Origin of the sequence: Pontibacillus sp. HN14, from assembly GCF_021129245.1 — a bacterium.
Taxonomy (GTDB): domain Bacteria; phylum Bacillota; class Bacilli; order Bacillales; family BH030062; genus Pontibacillus.
Genome location: NZ_JAJOLR010000008.1, coordinates 76,536 through 95,889, shown reverse-complemented (window position 1 = coordinate 95,889; position 19,354 = coordinate 76,536). Strand labels below are relative to the sequence as shown.

Below are 19,354 nucleotides of genomic sequence, written 5' to 3'. Positions count from 1 at the left end.
AGCCAAGATCAAACTCTCCATAAAATGTGAGTCTGCCTAGCATCAAAATAAATGATTACTGGCTTTAAAAAATCAATTTAAAGACATTGACGATACATGTTGTTTCGTTCAGTTTTCAAAGATCAAATGTTTCTCTGGTGGGCCTGAGTGGACTTGAACCACCGACCTCACGCTTATCAGGCGTGCGCTCTAACCAACTGAGCTACAGGCCCATGTTATATATGGAGCGGGTGATGGGAATCGAACCCACGACATCAGCTTGGAAGGCTGAGGTTTTACCACTAAACTACACCCGCATATCAAGTTTTCCGATGGTCGGGAAGACAGGATTCGAACCTGCGACCCCATGGTCCCAAACCATGTGCTCTACCAAGCTGAGCTACTTCCCGCAAAAAGAAAATGGCGCGCCCGAGAGGAGTCGAACCCCTAACCTCTTGATCCGTAGTCAAACGCTCTATCCAATTGAGCTACGGGCGCATGTCTTTTTTTGAAGCGACAAGATTTATTGTATCATGTCTGTTTTATTAATGCAAGTACTTTTTTTAAATTTCTTTGTGACTTCAATGGTGCGGTCGAGAGGATTTGAACCTCCACGGGGTGAACCCCCACTAGGCCCTCAACCTAGCGCGTCTGCCATTCCGCCACGACCGCTCAATCAACTTGAGCTATTTAACGCTTTACAGCGAAGATCGCTTGCAATAATGATGGTGCGGGTGGAGGGACTTGAACCCCCACGTCGAGAGACACTAGATCCTAAGTCTAGCGCGTCTGCCAATTCCGCCACACCCGCACGGTGTGTATAAATGGTGAGCCATGGAGGATTCGAACCTCCGACCCTCTGATTAAAAGTCAGATGCTCTACCAACTGAGCTAATGGCTCTTCGTATAATGGCTGGCCCAGCTGGATTCGAACCAGCGCATGACGGTACCAAAAACCGTTGCCTTACCGCTTGGCTATGGGCCAATTAAGTGGCGGTCCGGACGGGACTCGAACCCGCGACCTCCTGCGTGACAGGCAGGCATTCTAACCAACTGAACTACCGGACCAATATGTAATGGTGACCCGTACGGGACTCGAACCCGTGTTACCGCCGTGAAAGGGCGGTGTCTTAACCGCTTGACCAACGGGCCAGATAGGAAATGGCGGAGAAGGAGGGATTTGAACCCTCGCGCCGCTTACGCGACCTACACCCTTAGCAGGGGCGCCTCTTCAGCCACTTGAGTACTTCTCCACTGGCTCCAACGGCAGGATTCGAACCTGCGACCGATCGGTTAACAGCCGATAGCTCTACCACTGAGCTACGTTGGAATAGGAATCAAATTGTATTTTGTTTGCGGCTTGTTTTCTTTCGCCGACAATTAAATACTTTATCATGTTTTTTTGCTGTTTGCAAGGAATTTTTTAAAGAAATTAATCTCATTTGACTTTATCTCTTTTTTTGTTTTCCGTTGCGACTTTTAATATATTACATTAATTTATTAAAAGTGTCAATTACATTCTCGAAAAAAATGAAATCATTTGATTCGGTTAATGCGCCGTATCGATGACGGCTATAATAATTTAACACGTGGCTCGTCCAAGGTCAATACATTATTCTATCTTTTTTAACTTCCCCTTACATTTCCCGCAACGGTATTTGGTTGTATTCACCCTCTTTATCCTATTGTAACGCTCTAGACAATCTTCACATTGGTAAATATGATTGGGTTTCTTATATTGAGAAGGGAGAGCTTTGCAAAACCTCGGTGACTTCGTGTCTTTCAACAATGCTTTAAACTCTGGATCTCTATGTTGATACCCTTTCCCTTCTATATGAAGGTGGTAATGGCATAATTCATGTTTGATAATTCCTTCGAACTCTTCCTCTCCTAATTCCCTCAGGTATTTAGGATTTAGCTCAATCCTCCGGTAAGCAGGTAAATAACGACCACCTGTTGTGCGTAGACGATTGTTCATTGTGACCTCATCTACATAAGGCTTTTTGAACCATTCTCTCGAGATTTGATCCACCCACTCATGTAATGTCTTTTCCTTATCCATCGTTTTTCCCTCCTTTATCACATATGGGCGTTTATATGCATACCATAAAAGTAACGCAAAACCTTTCTCAACAGCAACACGATTTACATACAACCAGAAAGGTGGTGTCCCATATGCCGAGTTGGTTACAGCGACAACTGATGAAAGCATACCAGGAAAAAAACTCATATCAAATAAAGATGCTTAATCAGTGCTGGTATTTCTATAGAAAAAAACACTGCTCGTAAGCAGTGCTTCTTTCTATATATTTCATTATTCAGATGGCCCTAGCATAGAAAGCGCAATTCGTTCCTTCTTTGTATCTACATCTTCTACCCAAACTGTAACTACATCCCCTACCGCTACTACGTCTAAAGGATGCTTAACGAAGCGCTTGGCTAATTTAGAAATGTGGACCAACCCATCTTGTTTAACTCCTATATCTACAAACACTCCAAAATCTACAACATTTCGCACCGTTCCTTGTAATTCCATTCCCTGCCTAAGATCTTCCATTGAAAGAACATCCTTTTTGAGCAACGGAGTCGGCAAGTCATCACGTGGGTCACGGCCTGGTTGCACAAGCGCTTCTAAAATGTCCTGCAGTGTAGGAACACCAATATCTAATTCTTCAGCAGCCTGTTGCACCTCAAGCTCTTTAACTTGTTGGTTTAACTTCTCTGATCCGAGGTCTTCTACAGAGCACCCCATCCTACTCAACAATTGCTTCGTAGCTTTATACGTTTCAGGGTGGATCGGTGTGCGATCTAATGGTTCTTCTCCCTCAGGCAATCTTAAGAACCCAATACTTTGTTCATAAGTCTTGGCCCCAAGACGAGGGATTTTCTTTAATTGGTTCCGGTTTGTAAACTTCCCTTGCTCTTCCCTTACTTTCACGATATTATTTGCAACTGTTTTGCTAAGTCCTGATACATATTGCAATAAAGAAGAGGAAGCTGTATTTGCATTCACACCTACTTGGTTTACAGTGGTTTCGACCACAAACGTTAAGGACTGATTTAACTTTTTCTGAGAGACATCGTGTTGGTACTGACCGACTCCAATTGACTTTGGATCGATCTTAACCAGTTCTGCTAACGGATCTTGCACTCGACGGGCAATAGATACCGCACTTCGTTCTTCAACCTGTAAGTCAGGAAACTCCTCCCTTGCTAAGGCAGAAGCCGAATATACACTTGCCCCCGCTTCATTTACAATCATATACGCAATGTCCAGATTATTATTCTGGATCATGTCCGCAATAAACTGCTCCGTTTCCCTCGATGCCGTTCCGTTTCCTATTGCGACAAGCTCAATTGGGTATTGCTTCATAAGTTGGAGGATGACTTTCTCAGCACCAGCTTTATCATTTTTCGGAGGTGTTGGATAAACCACTTTAATGGCCTGCACTTTTCCCGTTTCATCTACTACAGATAGTTTACACCCTGTCCGATAAGCCGGGTCCACTCCTAATACAGCTCGTCCTTTTAAAGGCGGCTGCAGAAGTAAGTTCTTTAAGTTCTTAGAGAAAACATCGATCGCCTGCTCTTCTGCTCGTTCAGAAAGAGAAGTGCGTACTTCCCTTTCTACGGAAGGCTGAATTAAACGTTTATAAGAATCCTCGATGGCGTCTTTCCAAATTTGAATGGTTTCACCTGACTGCTTCGGGATAAGCTTTCGGTGTAAATAATCGAGGATCATCTCTACAGGTGGCTGGATCGCTACCTTTAGAACCCCTTCTTTCTCTCCCCGGTTAAGCGCAAGAACCCGGTGAGACGCAATGGAGCGTATTGGCTCTGAATAGTCGTAGTACATTTCAAAAATCGACTTCTCATCATGCTCTTTATTTTTATCTACGGATTCAATTGATCCTTTTTCAAAGGTCTTCGTTCGAATATAGTCTCTGTATACTGGCTCGTCCGATATCCATTCGGCTAGGATATCATTTACTCCAGCGAGTACATCTTCTATTGTATGTAATTCATTTTCTTCAGATTGATACGTTTTTGCTTCGCTTTGTAGATCTTGAATACTGTGATCCCAAACCGCGAGCGCCAGAGGTTCTAACCCCTTTTCTTTTGCCACCGTGGCTTTTGTACGTCGCTTTTGTTTGTATGGTCTGTATAGGTCTTCCACTTTTTGAAGCTGTTGAGCTTTAAGGATTTCAGAACGCAATTCTTCTGTCAGTTTCCCCTGCTCTTCAATTAAACGAACTACTTCTTCTTTTCTCTTCGATAGGTTCTGCCCATACTCCCATTTCTCTTGTATGGTATTGATTTGAACCTCATCTAACCCACTAGTTTGTTCCTTTCTGTAACGCGCAATAAAAGGGACCGTGTTCCCTTCATTTAAAAGCGATATCACTTCTTGAATCAATGAGGATTTTATGGATGTTTCCTTTGCTACCCATTGTATGATTTGTGCTTCATCGTTCATCTGAGTTCCTCCTATCCTGGTTCATCCTATTCTTCCATTTTACCAAACTCACCCGGTAATTCCTATTTGACTTCCCAGTTGTTTGATCTAAAAAAAACCTTGCCCCTATACAGTTTGTAAGGACAAGGTTTTTCACCCATATTTCATCGCAATAAAAGTTGTATCATCATCGTATTTAATTGGTTGTTGTTGCTTGAATGATTCCATAATTAATTCTAGATTTTTGGATACGAATGTATTTGAGGATAATGTTCGTTCATTTACTCCATCAGAAAACATAAAGAAAAGCATGCCCGGATGTAACGAGTCTCGCTTAACATTATAAGGCCTTGGGTAGCCTGACAAATAACCTGCTACTGGGATGTTGCGCTGCTTCTTTCCATGTGCAGGCACAACGACAATACCTATGTTTCCGATCGATGTAAAAGAGTACGTTCCTTGAGAGAAATCCATTCTGAGTATACCAAGCACCGCTCCACGTTTGTCTTTTAGTGTCTCATTAGCCTTGGTAATAATGGAATCAATAGATCCATCTACATTATTTTCGATGACTTCCATTACAGCTTTAGAAGACTCACGAGCATATTCGCCGCTACCGAGTCCATCTGCTAATGCACAAATGAACCCTTCTTCTGTCTTCTGATAAAAATAGCTGTCACCGCAATAATAATTACCCTTTTTAGGCTGCTGAAAGACTTTTAAATCAACTTTCGGTTCTGTCGTCAATAGTAAGACTCCGCCTCATCTGTTTGCAAGGCTTCTTTCAACTTACGAAGAGCGCGTCGTTGAAGTCTGGATACGTGCATTTGAGAAATACCCAACTGCTCACCGGTGTCTTTTTGACTCATATTGTCAAAGTAAGTACACCTTAGGATTTCTTGTTCTCTTTCCGTTAAGATCGGCAGAACTTTCTCCAGTAGCATTTGTTGGTCAATTTGATCAAAGCCTTTTTCAGAGTTACCGATTAAATCTAAGATCGTAACGGTACTACCATCTGAGTCAGCTTCAATCTTTCTGTCCACAGATAGAGCTTTATAACTTTTACCCATCTCCATTGTCTCTAGCACTTCTTCTTCTGAAACCCCGATGTAATCGGCAATTTCAATGACCGAAGGAGAGCGTTGAAGGTCTGTCGTAAGCTCTTCTGCTGCCTTTTTAATCTTAGGACCTAGTTCCTTGATACGACGTGGAACGTGTACACTCCACGTTTTATCTCTGATGAATCGTTTAATTTCGCCAATAATTGTAGGGATGGCGAAAGACTCGAATGATTTCCCAAACGAAGGATCATACCTGCGGATTGCTGCCAAGAGTCCCAGCATACCGACTTGTACAAGATCTTCATGAATGGAACTGTTTTTAGAGTACTTTTTCGCGATGGATTGAACGAGATCCTCATATTGAAGTACAATTTTCTCTTGTACTACTTCATCTTCAGGGGTTTCCTGTAAGTGTTTGATCCATTCGTAAACCTCACCATCACGTTTATTGTGTGGTTGAGATTTGGTCGTCATTAAACCCCACCTCATTTTCATGAAGATATTTCGTCATTAAAACGATAACTCCATATTTATTATTGATTTCGACCTTATCCATTAAAGCGTCGATTAAGAAGAGTCCAAAGCCACCTTCTCTCAATTCTTCAATTGAGTCTTCTTCCTGATAAGGGCCTGTATCTTCTTTCACCTTCTTCAGATCAAAGCTACCACCGTGATCAGCTACCATTACTTCTAAACGATTTTCGTAAACACCAAAGCCAAGAGTAATTTCGCCCTCGCCTGTTTCATTGTAGGCGTGTTTCACAGCATTTGTGATGGCCTCAGAGATCGCTACTTTAAGATCTTCAATATCGTCATAAGCAAACCCCATACGATTAGCGATGCCAGAAATGCTTAAACGAACAACTCCAACGTATTCTGCCTTGGCAGGTATCTTGATTTCAATAAAGTCAAATGTCTCTGTCATTACATTCCACCTCGTACCGTAGAATCTGTTTCAATATCAATAATGTCTGTTAACCCTGTAATTTCAAACAGGCGGTAAACACGATCATTCATTTTGACCAACGTTAATTGGCTATCGTATTCCTTCGTAGACTTCAGAGCGCTAATGAAAACACCCAGCCCTGTACTGTCCATATAGGAAACTCCTTCAAGGTCCACTTTTACAACAACTTCATTCTCTTGCGTCAAAGGAAGTAATGTTTCTTTTAACTTTGGCGCTGTATATGCATCAATTTCACCGCTTAAGGTTACGGTTTTTAATTTATCATTATGATCCACGTTAATGGTTAAATTCATATTCTTAAGCCTCCGTTTCTTTTTTCTGTACCATCCTTTAAGAATTTACCCGTTCTTTTTTTTGATTAAACGTCGCGTCTTATAATCACCATCGTAAAATCATCGCGCAACTGAAAATCCTGCAGTCTCTCGAAATGCTGATAAACTTGCTCAGTGATCTCCTGAGCTGGTAAATGCTTGTACTGATGGATAACATCTGAAATTTCTTCACGTTCAATAAAACGTTCACCAGCCCGACACTCGGTTACGCCATCTGTTAACAGAACAATCATATCGCCTGGTGCGACAAGCGTTTCATACTGTTTATAAGTAGCACTACGGTCTACCCCTAACACAAGACCCTTAGCCTCAATTTCCGAGAAGGCATCATCCTTGGCAGAATAGTAAAAACCTGGTTCATGACCAGCTGAGGAATAATAGAAATAATTCGTAGCTTGATCATACAATCCATAGAACATGGTGATAAACATGCTTGGATCCACGTTTCGTTCAACAACACGGTTCATACCTTCTAATATGGAGCTAGGGTACATCTGTTCATCAGGAAAACTATCCATTGAGTACTTAATCATGGACATGCATAACGCTGCCGGGATCCCTTTACCAATTACATCCGCTACCGCAATCCCCACTGACCCTTTTTGGTCTTGTACAAAGTGATAATAATCTCCGCTCATTTGTCTGGCCGGATGACTGGTTACACCAATATCCAAGCCTTCAACGTCCGGTTTGGTCGTAGACAAAAGCGTATCCTGCATATTAGCGGCTACAGAGATTTCAGATTGCAGTTCAAATTGTTTCTCACGCAATGCCTGGTACTCTTGGTAAGCCAGGCCGTATGAGATCATTGTTTCTAAAAGAAAATTCATTGAATTCATGATGTTCTCAGGGATGTCAGGATAGAGTTCCAATAAGGCTTGGAGGTGCACATCTACAATTTCATCAGGTGATATATTCTGCTGGATTGAATGCTTACTGAATTGTTCAGCACGGTAAAGAGCCTGCTCGTTTTGTGTTTCAATATATTGCTTCAGCAAGTCCTTATAGCTACTAAGATCCATTTTTAAGGTACTCATCTTGATTTCCTCCTTTAGCGGAGCCATTTCACAACTCTCACTTCAGTCCCTTCCCCCTGCCTTGATATTACATCAAAATCATCCATTAAGCGTTTAACACCTGGCAATCCCGCGCCTAGTCCGCCAGAAGTAGAGAAACCATCTTCCATAACCTGACTGACATCGCGAATACCCGGTCCTTCGTCCATGGCCACAATTCTTAGACCACGTTCATTAATATCTTCAATTGCTTCAAAACAAACCTTACCTGTTCCAGCATATAAATAAATATTACGGGCAAGCTCGGATATAGCAGTCGCTATGCGAGCCTGATCCACTGTACCAAAGCCGATCTTCTTGGCAATATCTCGCCCAAGTTGCCGGGCGCCTACAATGTCCCATTCCTTTTTAATGTTCACACAGGATTGAAAGTCCATTCACTCACTCCTCCAATTCCTGTCGAAGTTTGATCAACCCTTGTTCAAGATCCAGAGCAGTCGGAACGTCTTGTAGGTGAATTCCTAAATCAATTAAGGTCATTGCAACAGCAGGCTGTATTCCTGTCAGCACAACTTTAGCACCCATTAGATCAGACATTGATACAACATCGCCCAATACTTTCGCGATGAACGAGTCGATAATATCTACAGACGTAAGGTCAATAACGACACCTGTTGCCCCGCTTTCATGAATCTTACTTAGAAGATCCTCTTGAAACTGAATTGCGGTTTGATCGTCTAAATCAATCTGGATAGAAATTAGCAAATAATTGTGAAGTTTTAAGATGGGTATTCTCATGTTCATCACTCCCTATCCAAAGAGTCTACTAACTCTTCTATTTCGTTGTTCTTGCTTTGAATATCTTCTATTCGTCTGTTTGTTAGCTCTAATGCTGATTCGAATCCTTTCTTCAAGGAACTCTTCGTCGGAAACTTACTCAGATCGATACCCAGGTTCACGATCGTTTGAGCAATCTCAGGCCGGATCCCAACTAATATACAAGTGGAACCGATTAAACGAACCGCTTCAGCTGCTTGTATAATATGATGGGCAACCATTGTATCCACTACTGGAACACCCGTGATATCAATTAACACCACATCAGCATGATGCTTGATCACACCATCTAATAGGTTCTCCATAATTAATTTAGCTCGTTCCGTATCGATCGTCCCAATTAGGGGCATGACTGTGATATTTTCCATAACGGGGATTAGCGGAGCTGATAATTCTTGAAGAGCAACTTTTTGTAGGGAGACAATGTTTTCCCAACTACCAGAGTATTCGTTCACGAGTTGGTTAATAACGGGGTCGACCCACTCATCCACTTTCGCCAACACCTCAGAGAAGTATTGAGTATCAACTTTCGTAGATTGTCCTAGAATATAGTTAATGGTTACACGCCTAAAGGCTTGCATTCCATCTGTTAAATAACTCAAGGGCCAGCCAAGATTGATTAAGCGTTCTGCAAAACCTTCTATGTCATTTGTTGCGCCCTGTTTCTCAAGACTTGTAAAAATAACGTTTACAAACTCTCTATTTGTACTCTCAAATAATTCATCTGAGATCGTTGAGGTGTAGTCGTGTTTCCGGTGTTTCTCCACCTCATCAAGCCACATTTTAACAATATCATTACTATTGTTAAGTACTATTTCCTTCAAATTCGCTTCCATCTCGGGACCCCCTATGATTCCTGTTCCATTTAAGTCAGAATTACATCCATTGTCACACTTTTGTATAAGCTACGCAAACATATATGCTCGTCTATTCATTGTTATTCTTAAAAAGCATTTATCCCTTATACTGTAACACCAACGGTTAGAATCGGCTACTCTCAACACTCTGTCTTTTTGAAGAATTTTTACAGATAATAAAATAAGCTACTCGATTTCGAGTAGCTTATTTTTAAAAGTCAATGAGCCCTAAACTGATTTGTAATGCTTCATCAACCCTGCTCATCATAGCTTCATCTAGATGGGTAATTTTGTCTGTAAGTCTTTGCTTATCAATTGTACGGATCTGCTCTAACAATATGACAGAGTCTCGCTCGAATCCATATCGTTCAGCATCAATTTCTACGTGTGTGGGTAATTTTGCTTTTTGTATTTGCGCAGTAATAGCCGCCACAATGACTGTGGGGCTGAAGCGATTACCAATATCATTTTGAAGGATGAGGACTGGGCGGACGCCTCCCTGTTCTGAGCCAACGACCGGGGAAAGGTCAGCAAAGTAAACGTCGCCTCTTTTTACGATCAAATCCTTACACCCCGCTCACTAGGCGTTCGCAGGTAGTTTCTGCCTCCTCTTCAGCTTGAAAAGCTTCTGAAGCAATGTTTAGATTGATCTTTGCCATTTCCATGTAGCCCTGACGCATCGACTCACGAATGTGGCGTTTTTTACGCTCCCGCAAATACATTTTCGTTGCCTGGTAAATAAAATCGCTCCGATCACCATTTTCGAGTTGTACCATACCATCAAGTTCATTTAATAAATGCTGTGGTAATTTCACTACAATTTCTTGTGAACTATCGGACACTAAAATGCACCTCCACCATCAACTAAGCACCATAATCGGTTCATTTCTTTCTCAATCATACCACCAGAACGCGGGCATTGCAAAGGCTCATTGACGATTTTTACCTAATTTACGCTTTTTTCTGTCAAATTTCACAGATGTGCGTCGATATTTTACAGGACTTCATCCCTTCTCATGTGAAAACGCTATCCCATTCCAGACGGCTTTTACTTCCCCTTTTTGATAGTAAATCCTCGGGACACGTTCACTAATCATACAAGGTATTTCATAATTAATCGTATCAAGGTAATCGGCTACCTCATCAACCTCAATTTCTTCTTCCCTTTGTTTCCCAATTAACGTCACCTGCGTCCCCACTTCATAAGCATCATCAAGCTTCACCATGCATTGGTCCATACAAATACGACCTATAATAGGCATACGCTTCCCATTTATAAGCACTTCCATACCTTGAAGTTTTCGAATCCATCCATCAGCATAACCGATCGGGATCGTTCCAATCCACTCCTCCTCTGAAGTCGTGTAGGTCGCACCATAACTAATGGACTCTCCAGGAGAGACCTTCTTAATGTGTACCAGTTTACTATGGAGAGAAAAAGATGGGGATAATTCAATTGGCTTTAAAGCCTTTACTTCTTTGGAGGGGTATAACCCATACATACTTATGCCGAATCGAACGATGTGATTCATCTTTTCTGGAAATCGCATAGAGAGCGCACTGTTTCCTGTATGAACTTCAACAGGGCCCTTCCACACTGAAGTGAATGTTTCCATTAACCTTTCAAATCGTTGTTCCTGCTCTTTTACATAGCGAGTCTCTTCTTCATCAGCCGTTGCGAAATGGGTAAACACACCTTTCAACCGAAGACCTTCAGCTTCACACTCATGCAGCAGCTCTGTTAATTCCTCTTCGTCACGAACCCCTATGCGCCCCATTCCTGTATCGAGCTTAATATGGAAACTCAGATTTCCATGAAGACTCATGCTTTTTACCCTACGCAACCAATCGGCTTGAAATACGGTAACGGTAATATCCTTTTGGGCTGCCACGTGTGCATCTTCCGGTCTCACCCAACCCATTACAAGAATCGGTGCTGTGAAACCAGCTTCTCTTAAACGGATAGCCTCATCTAATAAGGCAACGGCCAAACCACTTGCCCCTCCATCTAAAGCTGCTTTCGCGACTTGTACATCCCCGTGACCATATGCATTTGCTTTTACAACGGCATACACTTTCGTCTGTGTCGGTAATTGTCGTTTAACATTCTGGATATTCTCTTGAATGGCATCAAGCTGAACCTCTACCCAGGAATCCCTATAATAGTGCGTCACCAAAGATTCCCCTCTCGCAATTGTTTAGCCTTATTATTAATTGTTCCTTCCTGACTGTCAAACTAGAATGCAATAAGAAAGGGCTTCTATCAAAAAAATAAAAGCAGACTCATGATAGGAATGAACTGAGTCTGCTGCTAAATATAAAAACATTATTTCACTACTGTTCCCTGAACGGATTGGGCAACTTCAATCATTTCTTCTTTCGTCAAATCTTCACTAGCAAGATAGAAGTTCATCCCTTCATGGCTCCATTCAAGAGTAGATCCTGATAGAGCTCCCATTGTATAGCCAAGGTCTACCATCTCTCCAGAAACTTCTACAGGGACAGTCGCACTAGCTGGATAGGAAGTCCATGATTCTTGAATAAGAGTGTAGGACTTTTCCCCTTTAAAGCTCAAGATGACGCGTTTACCGTTTTCCATATCAATTTCTTTTTGCTCATCAAGCTCTGTATTTCCAATTACTGCTTCTGGGTACAAAACGGTAAATGCTGCCGGCTCATTCGGTTCTCCATCAGCCATTACCGGAATGCCAAGAGCTCCACTTGTCATATTTTTTTCCGTCGTGAAGGCATCGTCGCTAAATTTAGGGTTAAGTTCGAAAGATGAGAATTTAACCTCAACCAGCGGCTTACGGTCTTTATCCAATACTTTTACCATTACAGGAGTCAGACTCTTCTTATCAAAATAGATTTCCTGGTAAGGAAGGTTCTTGCTATTTTGATAGTTTGTCTTGGTTTCAAAGACATAATACGTTTCTGTAGTTTCAAAGGTTGCATCTTTATCCTTAACCACATCAGCTACTAATGAATTGTATAGATAAGGCTGGCTACTGTTGTTAGGCCAATCGCTCTGGAATTTAAAGCTTTTATTCAAAGCAGGCGTTAACACATAGACGCCATCTTCATTCTTCAGAATGATTTGGCTGTTCTTCTCGTCTTGTTCGTTATTAAGCAACACACGGTAATAATCCTTTTTCTTATGCCATACATCAATTTTGTATTTTTGTTCTTCATCACCTGTTTTAAGGCTCATGGTTGCTTCCGTTTTATAGCCAGTCATTTCTTCTAGCTTCTTCTGTAAGGACTGGACAACGTCTTCTTTTGATTTTTCCCCACACGCTGATAGTACGAGCATCAGCGAGGCGACGATCCAGAGCCAATATCTTTTCTTCATAATGACAACTCCTTTGTCTCATTTGAATGGACAAAGGGAACGCACTCACCTTACTTAGATCGTACGATACGTTTTTGAAAGACCGTCTATGAGATCAGTAGCCAACAGGTCGTATGTGGAATGGGCCTGTTCTGTTAAAAGGTCAGCTGTTGATCCATGAAGCCAAACCCCATTATTGAGCGCCAATTCTACCGTTTGCGGTTGCATCACCATGGCCAGAAGCATTCCGGCTAAGACATCGCCGCTCCCGCCTTTTGCGAGACCAACGTTCCCTGTAGTATGCACCCACTGCTTCTCATCCGGAGTAGTCACAAGAGTAAAGGCCCCTTTTAGAACTACGTGGACGCCATAGCGTGATGCAAACTGTCTGGAATAGTGAAAGGGCTTCTCTAGTAATTCAGGAATAGACACGTCTAGCAAATGAGCCATTTCGCCTGGATGAGGCGTAATAATAGTTGGATAGGATCGAGACTTCACTTCAGATAAATACCCTTTTAGAGCATACAAGCCATCAGCATCAATCAGAACTGGCGATTCTGAAAGCTTTAGCACCTTCTCTAAGAGCTCTTTCCCTTCGCGATGTCTCCCCATTCCCATACCGATTGCTACGCCATCATATCCAAATTCTATTCCTTCCACAGAGCTGATTCGCCCTTCTTGTTCTTCCAGCGGAATAAAAGTAGCTTCCGTTACAGACGATGCAAGAATCGAGATCACTTTCGATACAGTCGCTACTGTCAGAAGCCCCGCCCCCGCTCGAAGCGCTGCTCTTGAGGTCATCGTTACAGAACCTGGCATCTGAATAGAACCACCAATGACTAGCCCCTTCCCATGAGAGCCTTTATGACTGAAGGGCTCTCGTTCGGGTAAACTAGCTACTACGTCTGATTTGGTCCATACGCTGCACCCTTTGTTTCTTCCTCGCAGAAGATGGTCAGGGAGACCAATATCGACAGCCTTCCAATCTCCATAGTATGGAGCAGTATGTTGTAAGAAAGCTGACGTCTTCGGGTACTGAATCACTACCGTATAATCGGCTTGGATAGCCCCCTCAAATGAGACACCTTCATCTGCGGGCACCCCGCTAGGTAGATCAACCGATATGACCTTTGCGTCCAATTGATTTACATGCGGAACGATTTCATCATACGGCGAACGAAGAGGTCCTTTTACTCCGATCCCGAGTAAGCAATCAATAATGACCGTTTTCCGAGAACTGAGGGTTGCTAGAGAATCAACGCTGTCAAAACGACGGTATCCATACCCAAAGGCTTCATAAATTTCACGGTGAGTTCTGGCATCTCCCTGAACCTCTTCATCATTCGGAATCTGCAATACTTCTACACTATATCCTTGTTGAAGCAGCGTACGTGCAATAACGAATCCATCTCCTCCGTTATTGCCTTTCCCGACGAGTATAAGAATCTGGTCTTCTTCAGATACTTGATCTTTGATGGCTGTAGCTACAGCCCTCCCTGCGTTTTCCATTAACAGGTGGCCTTGAAGCCCCATTTCTTCCATGGCATAACGGTCCGTATCGTACATTTCTTTTGCGGTGACAATGTGCAAATCGTTCCCTCCTACCCGCACTAAAATCATATGAGACAAAGTATGCGATTATGCAGACTAGCCTGACAAGCTTTTTATTCTTCAATGACAACTTGAGCAATCGCATGGCTTTGACTATGAGCAATAGAGAGCCAAATGGAATAGGGAAAATTCTTTACTTCAATCATTGGAGCTCCTTTGTCTGTGCGTAACACAGCGATATCTAAGAAGGCGTACTCCTTCCCAATCCCCGTCCCCATCGCTTTAGCAAAAGCCTCTTTTGCCGCAAATCGTCCGGCTACAAATTCTGCTTGTCTTTTGGGTGCGGTTATATTTTTTAGTAATTGTTGTTCCTTTTCTGTTAATATTCGTTGTAGAAAACGTTGATTCGAGTTGAGACTCTGTTCGATGCGTTCAATCTCTACTAGATCAACTCCGATTCCTTTAATCATCCATACCACCATCTTCCTTTATGTATTCATGATAACCGTTTCTGGTTTGAACATGCAGTTTGTAACATGAATGAACTGGTTTCATTGTATAATGAAATAAGCTGATATCAACTTTTTTTAAGTAAGGAGAACTGATTATGTTTTTTCGAACAGAATCCTTTCAAGACTTTATTCGTTTCTACCCAGTTGTAGCGACCATTATCGGTATCCATATCTTCTTATGGTTAACAGGGGACCTTCTTCACCTCTCCTATTTCGTTCAATTAGAACGTCTCGGTAACGGAAATAACCTTGCTACAGCGGATGGCGAATATTGGAGACTCATTACACCGATTTTCTTCCATGCAGGGCTAGCTCACATGGTTTTTAATTCGTTCTCTCTTGTATTATTCGGACCGGCTCTTGAGCAAATGCTTGGAAAAGGAAAGTTCCTGCTCGCTTATTTAGGAGCTGGCTTCGCTGGTAATGTCGGCACCTTTTTACTTGGCCCAGACTTCTACCTGCACGTGGGAGCATCAGGTGCAATCTTCGGCCTATTCGGTGTCTACCTTTATCTGATCTACGCTAAGAAACACTTAATTGACCAGGCCAATGCTCAAATCGTATTAACCATTACTGTCATTGGACTTGTGATGACGTTCATTCGCCCTAACATTAATATCTATGGGCACATCTTCGGTTTACTTGGTGGATTGGCCCTTGGTCCAATCGTCACCACTGGCGCGAATCGGTTCTCAATGAATCCCGCCCGTTCAAGACGCCGGGGAAGAGATTCAGACGTTGGTTTTGACCCGAACAGATGGAACAAGCGCAGAGTTCCTTGGAGAAAGTTCTTACCGAAATTATTATGGGGTCTCTTCGTCATTCTTATCATTGCCGGATTACTTGGGCGCTTCATCTAACCCTAAGGCATACAAAAAGGCTCAGAGCTTATTACCTTTAGCTTCTGAGCCTGATCTTTTTACAGAAAATGTATTCTAAGAGTTTTGAATGGCTTCCCTTAACGATTCAATCGTTCTTTTGAAGAGATCCAGTTCTTGTTGGGACAGAGGTTGATCCCCGTAGCGTACTTTCTGATACAGATCAACATCCCCCTCTTTCACCCCTAACCGTTCAAACCATTCTTCAATGGTTTCAGATGGAGCACGACCCTTCCCTCTTTTAGCAGCGAATGCTTCAAATTTAAAGAACAATTTCCGAGCTTCATCAGTCGGCGCACTCTGAAAGATACGTTTGAATGAGGACCCCCAAGAAGATTCACGTTCCTTTAGGAGGCTTGTATACGTAACCGAATCCTCTTCCGCCGCAACATCAACGAACTGCTCCATTCTTTTATTCCTTAAGCGAATGGCTATGACAACCCCTATGACGATTAAGAGTAAAATGACTCCCCCATACAGAAGGTCAGAGAGATCCGATGTTACAGTAGGATCAGGACTTCGATCGACGCTTTCTCCAAGTTCCATATCAGGCGGGTTTTGCTTATCCACTCTCTCTTGCCAGAACTCCCCAACACCTAGCCACTCTAGTATGAAGAAAATACCGGTCACAACCCCACTAAATGCTTTGGCAATAATGAGGCCTCCGCCTGTAAATCCAGCACGGATGACGTCATAAATAAAGAAGATCCCAACCATTACCCCAATGAAAGAACCCATAACAGTGGCGGTTCTGGTATTCACTCGTTTTTGATTCGCTCTCGAGTCAACACTGACCACCTGACTCACCATATAGCCAAATACCAATACGACTAATTGAAGTGCAGCCATGAGGTACACCTTTTCTTGGTTAAAATAAAGGACGTTCACAATCAGTATACCTAACGAGATCATCAACAGGGTCTGCTCGTTCCTTAAATCAGGATCTCTTTCATGGACGATAAAGCGCCAAGCTAAATACGCACTGAGAAGAATAGCCATAATCAGGTTAAACGGTCCTATAAAGGAAAAGGCAAACACCGCTAACGGAATATAGATGAGGACAGGAATATACCGGGCTGTCAGTTTGGATCCTACGAATAAAAAAACATAAGAACCAAGAACCCCCAACAGAAAACTCCAAAATGGCAGCGTTTGAGTGGGGAGCAAATAGTAGAGTAGACCAAGCGGTAGATAAAAGGCCATCGCCTCCGCTATCCATAAATACAGTTTCACAACAGAGGTTCTACGGTGTTCCATAGATACCCTCCTTCTCTGCTAGGTTTACAAGTGTTGCATGCTCTCCCTGGCCTTCAACAGCATATACCTTTAATTTCTGATTCTGCCATTTATGGGCATAATACTTCATTTCATCGTTTTGATCCCCTAACAAGAAGATGGTCTTAGGCTTATAAAGTTGTTGGTCAAACCGATGGAGGAGCATTTGAAACGACATGACAAGCTCCCTTGATTTAATACGCGCAATGAGCTCAAGAGCCTTCTGTAAATGCTCCCTCCCGCTTCCTTCAGGTAAATAGTAAAAAGGAGGATTCCCCATTTTCCTCGCGTTGATATATAGTTCAAAGGGGTATCCTTTCTTCGTTGCTAATTGACACATATAAGCAGCATAAGAAAGAATCGATTCAATGTCTGGGTTCACACTGAAAGGGCCGCCCCTATGTGAAGTTAAGTTGATGACAATACTCCACGTATGATCCCAGTTCTTCTCAAGCACTTTTGTCTGTAGCGTTTGTTTCCTTGCTGAAGCCTTCCAGTGAATACGATGAAAGGGATCTGAACTCGTATAGTCCCTCGTTCCAACAGGGCTTATTGGATCCTCAAAGGGAGAAAGGCGCGCCTGCTGGGAGCCAAGGGTCATGTGATTATGCTCTTTCAGTCCATACACAGGCAAAGGTTCTGGATAAACAATAAACTCCGCTTTATGAAATGGGACAAAATAGAGAAAAATCTCGTTAAAATTTAGGAGATGAGGAAACGTGTATTGAATATCACGAAAGATCGTTACGCCACGGCGTTTAGCCTCAAAAGGGACTTGAACCTCTGTTTTCCCCTTTTCCACAACAGTGAGAGGAACCTCATATCGAATCCATTCTTCTCCTTCATTCACTACATAGTTCTCCCCTTGTACTTCTGAGCCCACCCTAAATCGAAAACGGCCATTAATAATGGGTAATCGTGATTGATTCTGAAAGGATAGTGGAACTTCAATCCGATCACCGGGGAACATCTTATAAACGTGCTTATGATTTTCAAAGGTGAGTCCTTTTCCTATAAATCGATCGTAGATCATACTAAACGTAATAAAAGCCGTAATTCCACCGATCACAATAAAGGCGCCGGAACGATTAAAGAATAAACTGATAAATAAAAGGATCAGGCTAAACGCAAGTACTTTATCATAACTTTGAGTCAAACTTGATCCTAGTTCCTTCCGCCACTGCATTATGTACGCGCCCCTGATTCAACAGGCACTTCTACACTGCTGATCACATCACGAACGACATCAGCAGGAGATTTCTGAATGGAGGCCTGCATGGATAGAATGAGGCGGTGTTCAAAGACGTATGGAACAAGCGTCTTCACATCTTCTGGACTTACGTAAGAACGGTTACGAAGGTAGGCTCTTGCCTGACTCGCTCTCATGAGTGCCAGGGCTCCCCGAGTACTAATCCCTAATTCAATGTCTGTATGTTCTCTTGAATGACGAACTAAGTTCAACAAATAATCATTCACAACATCTGAAATATGTACGTTTCTCACTTCTTCTTGCATCGTTATTAAATCCTCAGGACTTAACGCTGGTTGAAGCGTATCAAGAGGCTCTTCAGTTAAGTACGCTCTCATGATCGCTCGTTCTTCCTCTTCACTCGGATATCCCATATCCACTTTAAATAAGAACCGATCCAACTGTGCTTCAGGCAATGGAAATGTTCCGTGATTGCTTTCAACAGGGTTTTGCGTTGCAATTACGATAAATGGACTTTGGATCGAGAATGTTTCTCCGTCAATTGTCGTTTGATGCTCCTCCATAACCTCTAATAGACTCGACTGGGTCTTGGGCGTCGCCCTGTTGATTTCATCGGCTAGTAATACATTGGTCATCACTGGCCCTTTACGCAGCTCAAACTCTTGAGTCTTTGGATTAAAGAACTGGATGCCAGTGACATCTGAAGGCAATACATCAGGAGTAAACTGAATACGGCTGAACCTACCGTCTATTACTTTAGCGAAACTTTTCGCAAGCTTGGTCTTCCCTGAACCAGGGACGCTTTCTAACAGAACATGCCCATCCGCAATCATACCAACGAACAATAACTCCACAACTTCTCTCTTTCCATAAATCACTCGGCCAATTTCATCAATGGCTACATCGATCTTCCTCTTCTCCCCCACCATTACACGCTCCTCTTATCTATACAAATATTCTGACATCCATTATATAACAAAGCCTTCCTAACCCCAAATAAACCGCCCCTTACATCGGGTGTCTGACACCCTTCACTCCTTTAGTGCAAGAACGCGTGTCTGACACCCTTTAACCTGATAAAGAAATAAAAAA

The 19,354-nt window shown here is 42.6% G+C and carries 21 protein-coding genes and 12 tRNA genes; 2 read left to right on the top strand and 31 right to left on the bottom strand.

The window, feature by feature from the left end:
• Positions 1-135 precede the first annotated feature (135 nt).
• From LQ226_RS19225 to LQ226_RS19165, 13 genes are all read right to left on the bottom strand, one after another.
• A tRNA-Ile gene (locus LQ226_RS19225) sits at positions 136-212 on the bottom strand.
• 10 nt (positions 213-222) lie between these two features.
• Positions 223-296 (bottom strand) — tRNA-Gly (locus LQ226_RS19220).
• Between the two features lie 16 nt (positions 297-312).
• Positions 313-389: transfer RNA gene (locus tag LQ226_RS19215), tRNA-Pro, on the bottom strand.
• 11 nt (positions 390-400) lie between these two features.
• Positions 401-477, bottom strand: a tRNA-Arg gene (locus LQ226_RS19210).
• Between the two features lie 87 nt (positions 478-564).
• Positions 565-651 (bottom strand) — tRNA-Leu (locus LQ226_RS19205).
• Positions 652-705: 54 nt separating this feature from the next.
• Positions 706-790 (bottom strand) — tRNA-Leu (locus tag LQ226_RS19200).
• Between the two features lie 14 nt (positions 791-804).
• Positions 805-880 (bottom strand) — tRNA-Lys (locus LQ226_RS19195).
• Positions 881-889: 9 nt separating this feature from the next.
• Positions 890-964 (bottom strand) — tRNA-Gln (locus LQ226_RS19190).
• A gap of 6 nt (positions 965-970) precedes the next feature.
• Positions 971-1,047 (bottom strand) — tRNA-Asp (locus LQ226_RS19185).
• A 9-nt stretch (positions 1,048-1,056) separates the two neighbouring features.
• Positions 1,057-1,131 (bottom strand) — tRNA-Glu (locus LQ226_RS19180).
• A gap of 10 nt (positions 1,132-1,141) precedes the next feature.
• Positions 1,142-1,232: transfer RNA gene (locus tag LQ226_RS19175), tRNA-Ser, on the bottom strand.
• 2 nt (positions 1,233-1,234) lie between these two features.
• A tRNA-Asn gene (locus tag LQ226_RS19170) sits at positions 1,235-1,309 on the bottom strand.
• A 282-nt stretch (positions 1,310-1,591) separates the two neighbouring features.
• Entirely contained in the window at positions 1,592-2,041 is a 450-nt protein-coding gene (locus LQ226_RS19165; RefSeq protein WP_231419657.1) for a SprT family protein, read from the bottom strand.
• Between the two features lie 113 nt (positions 2,042-2,154).
• On the opposite strand from LQ226_RS19165, the gene cmpA reads away from it, so the two are divergent.
• A complete protein-coding gene (gene cmpA / locus LQ226_RS19160; protein ID WP_231419656.1) occupies positions 2,155-2,268 on the top strand; it encodes a cortex morphogenetic protein CmpA in 114 nt (37 codons plus the stop codon).
• A 25-nt stretch (positions 2,269-2,293) separates the two neighbouring features.
• Here cmpA and LQ226_RS19155 read toward each other — a convergent pair whose 3' ends face one another.
• The 15 genes from LQ226_RS19155 to acpS form a co-directional block, all read right to left on the bottom strand.
• Positions 2,294-4,456, bottom strand: coding sequence for a Tex family protein (locus LQ226_RS19155; RefSeq protein ID WP_231419655.1), 2,163 nt, complete (start codon positions 4,454-4,456; stop codon positions 2,294-2,296).
• 132 nt (positions 4,457-4,588) lie between these two features.
• Entirely contained in the window at positions 4,589-5,182 is a 594-nt protein-coding gene (locus LQ226_RS19150) for a SpoIIE family protein phosphatase (RefSeq protein WP_231419654.1), read from the bottom strand.
• Positions 5,179-5,970: an RNA polymerase sigma factor SigB gene (gene sigB / locus LQ226_RS19145; protein WP_231419653.1), complete on the bottom strand. Its 792-nt coding sequence runs from the start codon at positions 5,968-5,970 to the stop codon at positions 5,179-5,181. Before sigB ends, LQ226_RS19150 begins: the two co-directional genes overlap by 4 nt.
• Positions 5,942-6,421: an anti-sigma B factor RsbW gene (gene rsbW, locus LQ226_RS19140; protein WP_231419652.1), complete on the bottom strand. Its 480-nt coding sequence runs from the start codon at positions 6,419-6,421 to the stop codon at positions 5,942-5,944. The genes sigB and rsbW overlap by 29 nt, the downstream gene beginning before the upstream one ends.
• Positions 6,421-6,756, bottom strand: coding sequence for an STAS domain-containing protein (locus tag LQ226_RS19135; protein ID WP_231419651.1), 336 nt, complete (start codon positions 6,754-6,756; stop codon positions 6,421-6,423). The genes rsbW and LQ226_RS19135 overlap by 1 nt, the downstream gene beginning before the upstream one ends.
• Positions 6,757-6,821: 65 nt before the next feature.
• Positions 6,822-7,832 carry a PP2C family protein-serine/threonine phosphatase gene (locus LQ226_RS19130; RefSeq protein ID WP_231419650.1) on the bottom strand — a complete coding sequence of 337 codons (1,011 nt, stop codon included), beginning with the start codon at positions 7,830-7,832 and terminating at the stop codon, positions 6,822-6,824.
• Positions 7,833-7,846: 14 nt separating this feature from the next.
• Positions 7,847-8,248: an anti-sigma regulatory factor gene (locus LQ226_RS19125; RefSeq protein WP_036786615.1), complete on the bottom strand. Its 402-nt coding sequence runs from the start codon at positions 8,246-8,248 to the stop codon at positions 7,847-7,849.
• A 4-nt stretch (positions 8,249-8,252) separates the two neighbouring features.
• Positions 8,253-8,609, bottom strand: a complete 357-nt coding sequence (locus tag LQ226_RS19120; protein WP_255688851.1) for an STAS domain-containing protein — start codon at positions 8,607-8,609, stop codon at positions 8,253-8,255.
• Positions 8,610-8,614: 5 nt separating this feature from the next.
• Positions 8,615-9,484, bottom strand: coding sequence for an RsbT co-antagonist protein RsbRA (locus LQ226_RS19115; RefSeq protein WP_231419649.1), 870 nt, complete (start codon positions 9,482-9,484; stop codon positions 8,615-8,617).
• Between the two features lie 232 nt (positions 9,485-9,716).
• On the bottom strand, positions 9,717-10,067 hold the full coding sequence (gene ndoA / locus LQ226_RS19110; RefSeq protein ID WP_036786621.1) for a type II toxin-antitoxin system endoribonuclease NdoA: 351 nt from the start codon (positions 10,065-10,067) through the stop codon (positions 9,717-9,719).
• Between the two features lie 4 nt (positions 10,068-10,071).
• Positions 10,072-10,281, bottom strand: a complete 210-nt coding sequence (locus tag LQ226_RS19105) for an antitoxin (RefSeq protein WP_255688859.1) — start codon at positions 10,279-10,281, stop codon at positions 10,072-10,074.
• 228 nt (positions 10,282-10,509) lie between these two features.
• Positions 10,510-11,679: an alanine racemase gene (gene alr / locus LQ226_RS19100; protein ID WP_354665920.1), complete on the bottom strand. Its 1,170-nt coding sequence runs from the start codon at positions 11,677-11,679 to the stop codon at positions 10,510-10,512.
• A 152-nt stretch (positions 11,680-11,831) separates the two neighbouring features.
• Positions 11,832-12,857 (bottom strand): LolA family protein, encoded by a 1,026-nt coding sequence (locus LQ226_RS19095; RefSeq protein WP_231419646.1) that lies wholly within the window; start codon positions 12,855-12,857, stop codon positions 11,832-11,834.
• A 54-nt stretch (positions 12,858-12,911) separates the two neighbouring features.
• Positions 12,912-14,426, bottom strand: coding sequence for an NAD(P)H-hydrate dehydratase (locus tag LQ226_RS19090; RefSeq protein WP_231419645.1), 1,515 nt, complete (start codon positions 14,424-14,426; stop codon positions 12,912-12,914).
• Positions 14,427-14,500: 74 nt separating this feature from the next.
• Positions 14,501-14,857, bottom strand: coding sequence for a holo-ACP synthase (gene acpS, locus LQ226_RS19085; protein ID WP_231419644.1), 357 nt, complete (start codon positions 14,855-14,857; stop codon positions 14,501-14,503).
• 137 nt (positions 14,858-14,994) lie between these two features.
• Between acpS and LQ226_RS19080 the strand changes: the two genes are divergently transcribed.
• A complete protein-coding gene (locus LQ226_RS19080) occupies positions 14,995-15,759 on the top strand; it encodes a rhomboid family protein (protein WP_231419643.1) in 765 nt (254 codons plus the stop codon).
• A 75-nt stretch (positions 15,760-15,834) separates the two neighbouring features.
• Here the strand turns inward: LQ226_RS19080 and LQ226_RS19075 are convergent, their stop codons facing one another.
• Genes LQ226_RS19075 through LQ226_RS19065 form a run of 3 tightly spaced genes read right to left on the bottom strand, consistent with a single transcriptional unit; the run spans position 15,835 to position 19,191 of the window.
• Entirely contained in the window at positions 15,835-17,034 is a 1,200-nt protein-coding gene (locus tag LQ226_RS19075) for a DUF4129 domain-containing protein (RefSeq protein ID WP_231419642.1), read from the bottom strand.
• Positions 17,021-18,238, bottom strand: coding sequence for a DUF58 domain-containing protein (locus tag LQ226_RS19070; RefSeq protein ID WP_231419641.1), 1,218 nt, complete (start codon positions 18,236-18,238; stop codon positions 17,021-17,023). Before LQ226_RS19070 ends, LQ226_RS19075 begins: the two co-directional genes overlap by 14 nt.
• On the bottom strand, positions 18,238-19,191 hold the full coding sequence (locus LQ226_RS19065; protein WP_231419640.1) for an AAA family ATPase: 954 nt from the start codon (positions 19,189-19,191) through the stop codon (positions 18,238-18,240). The genes LQ226_RS19070 and LQ226_RS19065 overlap by 1 nt, the downstream gene beginning before the upstream one ends.
• Positions 19,192-19,354 lie beyond the last annotated feature (163 nt).